This window comes from Stenotrophomonas sp. GD03930 (assembly GCF_029839665.1).
Taxonomy (GTDB): domain Bacteria; phylum Pseudomonadota; class Gammaproteobacteria; order Xanthomonadales; family Xanthomonadaceae; genus Stenotrophomonas; species Stenotrophomonas forensis.
In genome coordinates this window covers 2,346,959-2,355,965 of record NZ_JAOCAV010000001.1, presented here as the reverse complement: position 1 = coordinate 2,355,965, position 9,007 = coordinate 2,346,959, and the positions used below count along the sequence as shown (strand labels likewise).

Genomic DNA, 9,007 nt, shown 5'->3' with positions numbered 1-9,007 from the left:
CTACCGCGGGTGCAGGGCGCAGCCCTGCAAAAGAAAACCCCCTACCTCATGGCCACTGCATCTCGCCCTTGGCCACCTTCGCACTCAGCTCCAGCGACTCCACCCCGGCCAGCTTCGGATAGCGCGCCTGCATCGCCTTCACCAGCGCCGCACTGTCTCTGGCCTTTGCCGTCTCGGCATCGAAGGCGCGGATGTAATCTGCGGTGAAGCGCAGTGCACTGGCATCCAGCGCCGCACCGGGGGCGTAGTGCCCCGGCACCACCACTTTCGGCTTCAGTGCCTGCAGGCGCTGCAGGGTCTGCAGCCAGTCGGCGTGTGATTGCGGCGTCTGCGTATCGGCCATCCACACATGCTCGCCCGCCACTACCGGAATGCCGCCGACGATCGCGCGCAGCGACGGCACCCACAGCACGCTGCGGTCCGGGGTCGGGCCATCCAGGCCGATCAGCGGCAGGCGCTGGCCTTCCAGCTGCAGCGCGTCTTCCTCCAGCACCTGTGGCACCACGATGCGCGCGGGGACATCGGCCCCCATCTTCGGCCCCCAGTAGGCCAGCTTGCCGGCCTGGGTCTGCTGGATGTGGGCGACAGTCTGCGCGGTGGCGACGATGCGCGCCTGCGGGAACGCATCCTGCAGCGTGGCCAGGCCGAAGTAATAGTCCGGGTCGCCGTGGCTGATGTAGATCGTGGTCAGCTGCTTGCCGCTGGCGCGGATCAGCTCGACCAGCCTGCGCGCGTCGCTGGCGCCGAACTGCGCATCGACCAGGATCGCGTCATGGCGGCCTTCGATCAGCACCGAGGACACCGAGAACATCGCCTGCGGGCCGGGATGGAAGGTCTGCAGGTGCAGCTGGGTTTTCGTCGCCATGGACGGCGACGCGGCGGCCGGTGCGGCCAGCAGCGGGGCACTGGTGAAACTGGCGGCCAGGGCGAGGGGGAGCAGCAGGGCAGCGGTACGCATGGGGATGTCCTTGTGGGGATATCGGGCCGAGCATCGGCTCGGCGCTACAGGTGGGTGGCGCCAGGCCATGCCCGGCGAACGGGCAGGCCCGCGCACGCCATGATCAATACGCCGCAGTGATGATCTGCTTGGGGTACTGATGTGCTTCCAGCTCGGCGACGAACGCAGCGCCATAGTCGGCGTAGCTGATGCGGCTGTGGCCGCTGGCATCGGCGAGGAACGCCCTGGGCTGCACGCGGTACTGGCCACGCTCTTCGCCCGGGCCGATTTCGGCGGCCGGCGAGAAGAAGGTCCAGTCCAGGTCCTCCACCGCCTGCAGGCGCTTGAAGGCTTCGCGGTGGGCCAGCGCGTACGGCTTGTAGGCCTCCGGGAAGTTCGGGGTATCCACCAGCTGCACGCCGGGGGCGACTTCCAGGCTGCCGGCGCCGCCGACCACCACCAGGCGCGGCACACCGGCCTTGCGCGCGGCGGCAGCCAGCTGTGCGGCCACCTCGCCGACGCGGCCGATGTCATCGCCCGGGCGCGGGCCGTAGGCGCTGGCCAGCACGTCGTGGCCGGCGATGGCGGCAACCAGCGCATCCGGGTCATCCAGCGAAGCGATCACCGGATGGGCGCCGGCCAGCTCGGCCGGAAGATCCTGCGCGCTGCGCACGATGACGGTGAGTTCGTGGCCGTGGGCCAGCGCGTGGCGGGCGATCTGGCGGCCGATGTTGCCGGTGGAACCAACGAGGGCGATCTTCATGGCAGGACTCCGTGGGGCGGCGTGGGGTGGGAATGGGGCCACTCTAGGCCGCTGCAGTCGCTCGAAAAACAGCGTATAACGCGCTTGTTTGTTGCATGGATCGAGCATATGGACCGATTGACCGCCATGACCGTGTTCGTCGAGGTGGCCGAGCGCGGAAGCCTGACCGCGGCCGCCGAGGTGCTGGACATGTCCCGGGCGATGGTCAGCCGCTACCTGGCCGAGGTCGAAGGCTGGCTGGGGGCGCGCCTGCTGCACCGGACCACCCGCCGGGTCAGCCTGACCGGTCCGGGCGAGGCGGCGTTGGCGCGCTTCCGGCAGATGCTGGAGATCGGTGAGGCGCTGCAGGGCGAGCTCGCCAGCGATGATCCCGAGCCGCACGGCACGCTGCGGGTGACCGCCAGCGTGTCGTTCGGGCAGAGCCATCTGGCGCGTGCAGTGGCCGGTTTCGTCGCGCGCCACCCGGCGGCGCGCATCGAGCTGCTGCTGGTCGACCGCACGGTAAACCTGGTGGAAGAGCGGGTGGACCTGGCGGTGCGTATCGCGCGCCAGATCGACCCCAGCCTGATCGCGCGGCGGCTGGCCACCTGCCGCTCGGTGCTGTGCGCGACGCCCTCCTACCTGCAGGCGCACGGCACGCCGACCGCCCCCGAGCACCTGGCCGCGCACAACTGCCTGACCCACCACTACGTCGGCAAGAGCCTGTGGCAGCTGCACCGCGACGGACGTTCGTTGTCGGTGGCGGTGGGCGGCAACATCAGCGCCAACGAGGCCTCGCTGCTGCTGGAGGCGGTACGGGCCGGTGCCGGTATCGCGATGCTGCCGACCTACCAGGTGGCGCCGCTGCTACGCAGTGGCGAGCTGATCGAACTGCTGCCGGAATTCAGCCTGGACGAACTCGGCATTCATGCCGTGTACGCATCACGGCGCCAGCAGCCCGCTATCATGCGGCGATTCCTGGACTTCCTGGGCGAGTGTTTCGCCAGCCCGGCCTTCCAGGACCTGGATTGGCGCCCGCCGGGCAAGGAGAACACGTGAACCATGGACAGGCCTTGATCGACCACAACCGTGCTGCCTGGGACCGCCAGGCCAGCGAGGTGCGCGAATGGTCGCGCCCGGTTGAAAGCTCGACGATTGCCGCTGCACGCGAAGGGCGCTGGCAGGTGCATCTGACGCCGCGCGCACTGCCGTTGGACTGGCTGGGCGATGTACGCGGCCGCCGCATCCTGTGCCTGGCGTCGGGCGGTGGACAGCAGGCGCCGGTACTGGCCGCGGCCGGCGCTGATGTCACCGTGTTCGACCTGTCCGACGGGCAGCTGGAGCAGGACCGTCAGGTCGCCGCGCGCGATGGCCTGCAGCTGCGCACGGTGCAGGGCGACATGCGCGATCTGCACGCCTTCGCCAACGGCAGTTTCGATGTGGTGTTCCAGCCGATCTCGAACCTGTACGTGCCCGACGTGCGCCCGGTGTGGAGCGAGTGCCATCGCGTGCTCGCGCGCGACGGCATGCTGATGGCCAGCTTCTACAACCCGGTGCTGTTCGTCGGCGCACGTGATCCTCAGCTAGATGCGCAGGGCTTGATCCGGCCGCGGTACGCCATTCCCTATTCGGACCTGGAAGACCTGGCACCGGCCGAGCGCGAGGCCAAGCTGGCGCGCGGCGATGCGCTCACCTTCGGCCACAGCCTGACCGAACTCATCGGCGGTCAGCTCGACGCCGGCTTCGTCATCGATCGTTTCATGGAAGACTGGCAGCCGCAGCCGCGCTTTCTGATCGACCGTTATCTGCCCACGTTCCTGGCCACCCGCGCGCGCAGGATCGGCTGAGGCGGGCCTGCAGAAAAGCAGGCCGACGTACAATGGACGGCCCCACGTCGCACAGGTGCCATCCCTTGTCGTATCCCTATCCGCTGGTCGTGTTCGACCTCGATGGCACGCTGGTGGACAGCGCGGCCGATATCGCCGAAGCACTGAACCGCACGCTGGAAGACATCGGTGTGGCGCGCGTGCCGGAAACCACGGTGCTGGGCTGGATCGGCGATGGTGTGCGTCGCCTGGTGGAGCAGGCCGTGCATGCCGCCGGCCGCGAGGTCGATCTGGCCGCGGTGATGCCGGTGTTCATGGTGCACTACCGGGAATGCCTGCTGCGCAGCCCACGCCTGTTCGATGGCGTAGCCGAGGCGTTGGCACAGCTGCGTGCGCGCAACGTGCCGCTGGCGATCTGCACCAACAAGCCCGAAGCGCTGGTGCCGCCGCTGCTGCAGCACCTGGGCATCGGTGATGCGTTCGCGCTGGTGCTGGGCGGCGACTCGCTGCCGCAGCGCAAGCCCAGTGGTGAACCGCTGCGCCACATTGCTGCGCACTTCGGGGTGCCGGTAGACGCCTGCCTGATGGTCGGTGACTCGCTCACCGACTATCGCGCCGCCGAAGAGGCCGGCATGCCGATCGCGCTGGTGCGCTACGGCTATCCGCGTGGCCTGGATCTGGCCACCGCACATGCGGTGGCGGTGATCGACGACCTGCGTGAGTTGCCGGGGTTGCAGCGCTGATGCAGCGGACATCCCTGGTCGCCGGCCGGTAACCCGGGCCGACGCAATGGGTAGTGCCGGCCGCTGGCCGGCAACCTGGAACGCGCTGCCGAAGGCCATGATGCTGCCGGCCAGCAGCCGGCAGCATCATGACCGTTGCGGTCATTTCGGCTGGTAACGCACGCTCAGCTGGTACTCGCGGCCGGGCTGGTTGAACCACGCCACGGTTTCATACTTGCGGTCGAACACGTTGGCCGCACGCGCCAGCAGCGACCACGACGGCGTCAGCGCGTACTCGGCACGCAGGTCCAGCGTGCCGTAGCCGCCGACCTTCACCGAGTTGCCGGCGTTGTCATAGCGCTTGCCCGCGCCCTGCACGGTCAGGCCGGCGCGGAAATCGCCGAAGCGACGGTCGATGTCCAGGCGCGCGGTCTGCTGCGCGCGGCGCGGCAGCCAGTTGTCGAACTGGGTGCTGCCGCGGGTGCGGTTGCGTGGGTCGGTGTAGCTCAACTGCGCGTTGATATCGAAGCCGGCCAGCAGCACGCCACCGGTCAGTTCGGCGCCACGGATGCGCGCCTTCTCCACCTGCTGCATCTTCATCGTGAGCGCATCGTAGGTGATCAGGTCATCGATGCGGGTTTCGTACACGTCCAGGCCCCAGTGCCAGCCCTGGCCCTGCTGTGAAACGCCAAGGTTGGCGCTCTTGGACTTCTCCGGCTTCAACGTCGGCACGCCGCTCCACGGGTCGTACAGGTCGCTGAAGGTCGGCGCTTTGAACGCGGTGCCGTAGCTGGCGTTGACGCGCAGGCCGTGCTCCAGTTGCATCGCCCAGCCAACGCTGCCGGTGGCGTGGTTGCCGAACTGCTGGTTGTCGTCGTTGCGTGCGCTGGCCTGCAGCTGGTGGCGGCCGAAGCGGCCCTGGTACTGCACGAACACGCCGGTGTTGCGACGGCTGTCGACGAGGTAGCCCGCGCTGCTGCCATCCAGGTTGTCTTCGCTCCAGTCCACGCCGGCGCTCAGCAGCTGGCCTTCGGCCAGGCCGATATCGCCCTGCAGCGAGGCGCTGTCGCGGTGGGTCTGCGCACTGCCGAATACGCCCGGTGCGCCATAGTTGTCCGATTCGTTGTCGCTGCGGCCGACGTTGGCAGTGAACGCCACGCGTTCGGAGGGGGTGTAGCGCAGCTTGCCGGCCAGCACCTGCTGGCGGGTTTCGGAGTAGTTGTAGTAGCCGTCGTAATGGTTCCTGCCGTCGGCGCGCAGCGCGCTGCCTTCCACGTTCCACTGGTCGTTGAAGGTGTAGCCGCCACGCAGGCTCTTGGACAGGTTGCGGTAGCCGTCGCGGTCGTGTTCGTCGGCAAAGCAACCGGCAGTGAACACCGAGGAAGAGCCGCGGCAGGCATCGATGCCATCGGAATGCTGGTAGGCGATGTCGGCGCCAAACCAGCCGCGTTCGGTGCCGCCACCGATGCCACCGCTGGCTTCGCGCAGGCCGTTGCTGCCACCGCCGAGCTGGAAGTGCGGGGCAAAGTCACCGGCATTGCGGCGGGTGAAGATCTGGATCACGCCACCGATGGCATCGGCGCCATACAGGCTGGACTGCGGTCCGCGCACGATCTCCACGCGCTCGATCTGCGCCAGCGGCAGGTCCTGGTACATGGCCAGGCCGAGGTCGGCGCTGTTGATGCGCACGCCGTCGACCAGCACCACGGTGTGGCCGGAGTTGGTGCCGCGCAGGAACAGCGAGCTCTGCTTGCCAAGTCCGCCGGCGTTGGTCAGGTTGATGCCGGCGCGGCCGCGCAGCAGTTCCTGCAGCGAGGTGGCCTGGCTGGATTCGATCTGCGCGCGGTCGATGACCTGGGCCGGCGCGATGCTGTCCTGCAGGGCGATCGGCGTGCGGGTGGCGGTGACCAGCACCTGGTCGAGCGCGGTGGTGTCATCGGCGGCCTGCGCCAGCGTGGGCAGCGTGGCCAGTACGGCCAAGGTGAGCATTCGGGTCTGCAGCTTCATGGGGTACTCCAGGTGCCACGCACGCCCGCGCAGCGAAGGGGAGGAGTCGCGAAGCCAGGCACGCGCCGATGCCACGGCCGACGCCGTGCTCATCCAGCGCCATGCCCACCGCATCGCGACCTGAGGCTTCCGGGCCGGTCTCCGGGCTTGCCGCCGAGTGGCGCGAGGCCACCGTCCAGGCGCCTTCCCATGCGCGTGGCACAGTGGCGTTGTTGCCTGGAACTGACGTGCTTACCGTTGCGGGGGCAGCGCCGGCCTGGCGTTGAATCACGCGTCACCGGCTTCCCGTTTCAACCTGCCGGCCAAGGCCGCAGGTCACCTGGAAGTGCGCGCAGTCTACGCCATCCCCGGCAGCCGTAGGGTCGAGCTTGCTCGACTGCCTTTGCTGTGCCCTTAGAATGGTCCCTCGATCCCGTGGTGCCGTTGCCGATGTCCGCCCGTTTTCCGCTGTTCCCGCGTTGCCTGTACGGGGCGCACGCATGATCCTCGACCTGGTCCGCCATGCCGGCAACGGTCGCGATGAGTTCCTCGATGGCCGCACCGATCCACCGCAGCTGGCGCCGCTGCCACAGGAACTGGTCGACGCCTACGCCGCACAGCCGTGGGAGCGGGTGATCAGTTCGCCGCGGCTGCGCTCGCTGCATACGGCGATGGCGCTGGCCACTGCACGCGGCCTGGACGTGGAGGCGGACGAAGAGTGGGAAGAACTGGATTTCGGTGATTGGGACGGGCAGTCCCTGTTCGATCTGCCGGAAGACGCGCTGGCGGCGTTCCATGCCGACCCGCACGCGTTCCCGCCACCGAACGGCGAGAGCTGGGGCCATTTCGAGCGGCGCATTGCGCGCGCGCTGGATCGCCTGCTCGATGACGATGACCCGCTGCCGACACTGGTGGTCAGCCACGGTGGCCCGCTGCGCATGGTGCTGTCGCAGGTGTGCGGCCTGCCGATGTCGCTGTGCTGGGCATTGCGCATTGACCATGGCACGCGCCTGCGGGTGAGGCTGGAGCGCGGTGAAGCAGGCCTGGTGGGCGAACTGCTGGAACTGCAGCAGCCCTGAGCCGAGGGTTGTGCCGGCCAGCGGCCGGCGCTACCGATCCCGCATCACAGTGGTAGTGCCGGCCGCTGGCCGGCATCCGAGGAACGCGGAGGGCTCAATCCTCGTCGGCGCTCTCGGAGACGCTGTCTTCAGCGTCATCGTCGGCATCGAAGCGTTGCTCATGCACCGGGCCCGAAGCCGGGCCGGCTGCCTTCAATGGATGCGCGGCGATGCGTGCTTCGTAGTCCTGCACCAGCGCTTCGCGCTGCGCCTCGCTCAGTTCCTGCCAGTGGCAGTCCAGCAATGCGCCTTCCAGCGAGTACAGCAGGTTCAGGCTGGGCTTGAAGCCCGCCCGCTTGACCTTGACGAAGGCGCCGACCGCACCGATCGCGACCAGCTCCTCGCGGCTGCGCAGGCCGACCTGGCGCAGCCACGCCGCACTCTTGGGGCCGATGTTGCGCAGCTTCGGTGCGCTCATCCCAGGGCCTCGACGAACACGCGGGCGATGGCTTCCAGCCCGGCCTGGTCCTCGGCATCGAAGCGGCCAACCTTCGGGCTGTCGATGTCGAACACGCCGATCAGCTCATCACCGCGCAGCAGTGGCACCACCAGCTCCGAGCGCGAGGCCGAGTCGCAGGCGATGTGGCCGGGGAAGGCATCGACGTCGTCCACGCGCTGGGTCACGCGCTGGCTGGCGGCCGCGCCGCACACGCCCTTGTCCAGCGGGATGCGCACGCAGGCGGGCAGGCCCTGGAACGGGCCGACCACCAGTTCCTTGCCGTCGTAGAGATAGAAGCCGACCCAGTTCAGGTCGGGCAGGGCGTGATAGACCAGTGCGGAGAGGTTGGCCGCGTTGGCGATGCGGTCGGACTCGGCGTAGACCAGGCCACGGGCCTGTTCCAGCAGCTGGGCGTATTGTTCCGGCTTGCTGCCGGTGAGCGAGGCATTGGCGAACATGCCCGCAGTCTAGCAAGCGTGCGCGGCCGGCGATAATGCACGCTCTGTTGCCCTGCTGGAGCCCATCGATGCCGTTGCCCGCCACGCTGCCACCTGCCCTGTTCGTCACCGGTACCGACACCGAGATCGGCAAGACCGCGGTCAGCACCGCGCTGCTGCACGCACTGCGCCGCCGTGGCCTGCGCGCGGTCGGCATGAAGCCGGTGGCCAGCGGCAGCGAGGATCTGGGGCAGGGCCTGCGCAACGAAGACGCGCTGGCCCTGCAGGCGGCCAGTTGGCCGGTACCGGACTATGCCGACCTGAACCCGTATGCGCTGCGGCAGCCGCTGGCACCGGAGCTGGCCGCTGCCGAAGATGGCGTGCAGGTGGAACTGGCGCCGATCGTGGCCGCGTTCGCGCGCCTGCGTGCGCAGGCCGATGTCGTGGTGGTGGAGGGCGTTGGCGGCTGGTTGGCGCCGGTCTCGGCCACGCTGGACCAGCTGGACCTGGTGCGCGCGCTGCAGTTGCCGGTGCTGCTGGTGGTGGGCATGCGGCTGGGCTGCGTCAATCATGCGCGGCTGACCGCGCAGTCGCTGCAGGCCAGCGGCGTCGAGTGCCTGGGCTGGGTCGGCAATCACATCGACCCGGCGATGCAGCGCCAGGACGAGAACATCGCCACGCTGCGGCAGCGCCTGCCGATGCCGTGCTGGGGGCGGCTGCCGCACCTGCCGGGGGCAAATGGCGAAGCGCTGGCCGCGCACCTGTAGTGCCGGCCGCTGGCCGGCAATCCCGGGATCGTT

10 protein-coding genes and 1 riboswitch are annotated in these 9,007 nt (G+C 68.8%); of the genes, 5 read left to right on the top strand and 5 right to left on the bottom strand.

The features are described from left to right. Positions 1-46 precede the first annotated feature (46 nt). Together N5C18_RS10580 and N5C18_RS10575 are read right to left on the bottom strand one after the other, a co-directional pair. Positions 47-958, bottom strand: a complete 912-nt coding sequence (locus N5C18_RS10580; protein WP_279944488.1) for an MBL fold metallo-hydrolase — start codon at positions 956-958, stop codon at positions 47-49. Between the two features lie 103 nt (positions 959-1,061). Further along, a complete protein-coding gene (locus tag N5C18_RS10575) occupies positions 1,062-1,700 on the bottom strand; it encodes an NAD(P)H-binding protein (RefSeq protein WP_279944487.1) in 639 nt (212 codons plus the stop codon). 108 nt (positions 1,701-1,808) lie between these two features. Between N5C18_RS10575 and N5C18_RS10570 the strand changes: the two genes are divergently transcribed. From N5C18_RS10570 to gph, 3 genes are all read left to right on the top strand, one after another. Then, positions 1,809-2,738, top strand: coding sequence for a LysR family transcriptional regulator (locus tag N5C18_RS10570; RefSeq protein WP_279944486.1), 930 nt, complete (start codon positions 1,809-1,811; stop codon positions 2,736-2,738). Continuing rightward, positions 2,735-3,526, top strand: coding sequence for a class I SAM-dependent methyltransferase (locus N5C18_RS10565; RefSeq protein ID WP_279944485.1), 792 nt, complete (start codon positions 2,735-2,737; stop codon positions 3,524-3,526). The genes N5C18_RS10570 and N5C18_RS10565 overlap by 4 nt, the downstream gene beginning before the upstream one ends. A 65-nt stretch (positions 3,527-3,591) precedes the next feature. After that, positions 3,592-4,248: a phosphoglycolate phosphatase gene (gph, locus tag N5C18_RS10560; protein WP_279944484.1), complete on the top strand. Its 657-nt coding sequence runs from the start codon at positions 3,592-3,594 to the stop codon at positions 4,246-4,248. Positions 4,249-4,389: 141 nt separating this feature from the next. On the opposite strand, the gene btuB is transcribed toward gph, so the two are convergent. Beyond that, on the bottom strand, positions 4,390-6,234 hold the full coding sequence (gene btuB / locus N5C18_RS10555) for a TonB-dependent vitamin B12 receptor (protein ID WP_279944483.1): 1,845 nt from the start codon (positions 6,232-6,234) through the stop codon (positions 4,390-4,392). A gap of 114 nt (positions 6,235-6,348) precedes the next feature. After that, a riboswitch (cobalamin riboswitch) is annotated at positions 6,349-6,572 on the bottom strand. A gap of 141 nt (positions 6,573-6,713) precedes the next feature. On the opposite strand from btuB, the gene N5C18_RS10550 reads away from it, so the two are divergent. Beyond that, entirely contained in the window at positions 6,714-7,292 is a 579-nt protein-coding gene (locus N5C18_RS10550; protein ID WP_180881068.1) for a histidine phosphatase family protein, read from the top strand. Between the two features lie 94 nt (positions 7,293-7,386). Here the strand turns inward: N5C18_RS10550 and N5C18_RS10545 are convergent, their stop codons facing one another. Together N5C18_RS10545 and N5C18_RS10540 are read right to left on the bottom strand one after the other, a co-directional pair. Continuing rightward, positions 7,387-7,749, bottom strand: a complete 363-nt coding sequence (locus N5C18_RS10545) for a TfoX/Sxy family protein (protein WP_053509731.1) — start codon at positions 7,747-7,749, stop codon at positions 7,387-7,389. Continuing rightward, positions 7,746-8,228 (bottom strand): GAF domain-containing protein, encoded by a 483-nt coding sequence (locus tag N5C18_RS10540; RefSeq protein ID WP_004154035.1) that lies wholly within the window; start codon positions 8,226-8,228, stop codon positions 7,746-7,748. Before N5C18_RS10540 ends, N5C18_RS10545 begins: the two co-directional genes overlap by 4 nt. 68 nt (positions 8,229-8,296) lie before the next feature. Between N5C18_RS10540 and bioD the strand changes: the two genes are divergently transcribed. Beyond that, on the top strand, positions 8,297-8,974 hold the full coding sequence (bioD, locus tag N5C18_RS10535) for a dethiobiotin synthase (protein WP_053509729.1): 678 nt from the start codon (positions 8,297-8,299) through the stop codon (positions 8,972-8,974). The last annotated feature ends 33 nt before the right edge of the window (positions 8,975-9,007 follow it).

Bases quoted from the DNA above. Each gene is read 5' to 3' on its own strand.
- N5C18_RS10540 (WP_004154035.1), bottom strand. From the start codon at position 8,228: ATGTTCGCCAATGCCTCGCTCACCGGCAGCAAGCCGGAACAATACGCC.
- N5C18_RS10570 (WP_279944486.1), top strand. From the start codon at position 1,809: ATGGACCGATTGACCGCCATGACCGTGTTCGTCGAGGTGGCCGAGCGC.
- N5C18_RS10550 (WP_180881068.1), top strand. From the start codon at position 6,714: ATGATCCTCGACCTGGTCCGCCATGCCGGCAACGGTCGCGATGAGTTC.
- N5C18_RS10575 (WP_279944487.1), bottom strand. From the start codon at position 1,700: ATGAAGATCGCCCTCGTTGGTTCCACCGGCAACATCGGCCGCCAGATC.
- bioD (WP_053509729.1), top strand. From the start codon at position 8,297: ATGCCGTTGCCCGCCACGCTGCCACCTGCCCTGTTCGTCACCGGTACC.
- btuB (WP_279944483.1), bottom strand. From the start codon at position 6,234: ATGAAGCTGCAGACCCGAATGCTCACCTTGGCCGTACTGGCCACGCTG.
- N5C18_RS10545 (WP_053509731.1), bottom strand. From the start codon at position 7,749: ATGAGCGCACCGAAGCTGCGCAACATCGGCCCCAAGAGTGCGGCGTGG.
- N5C18_RS10580 (WP_279944488.1), bottom strand. From the start codon at position 958: ATGCGTACCGCTGCCCTGCTGCTCCCCCTCGCCCTGGCCGCCAGTTTC.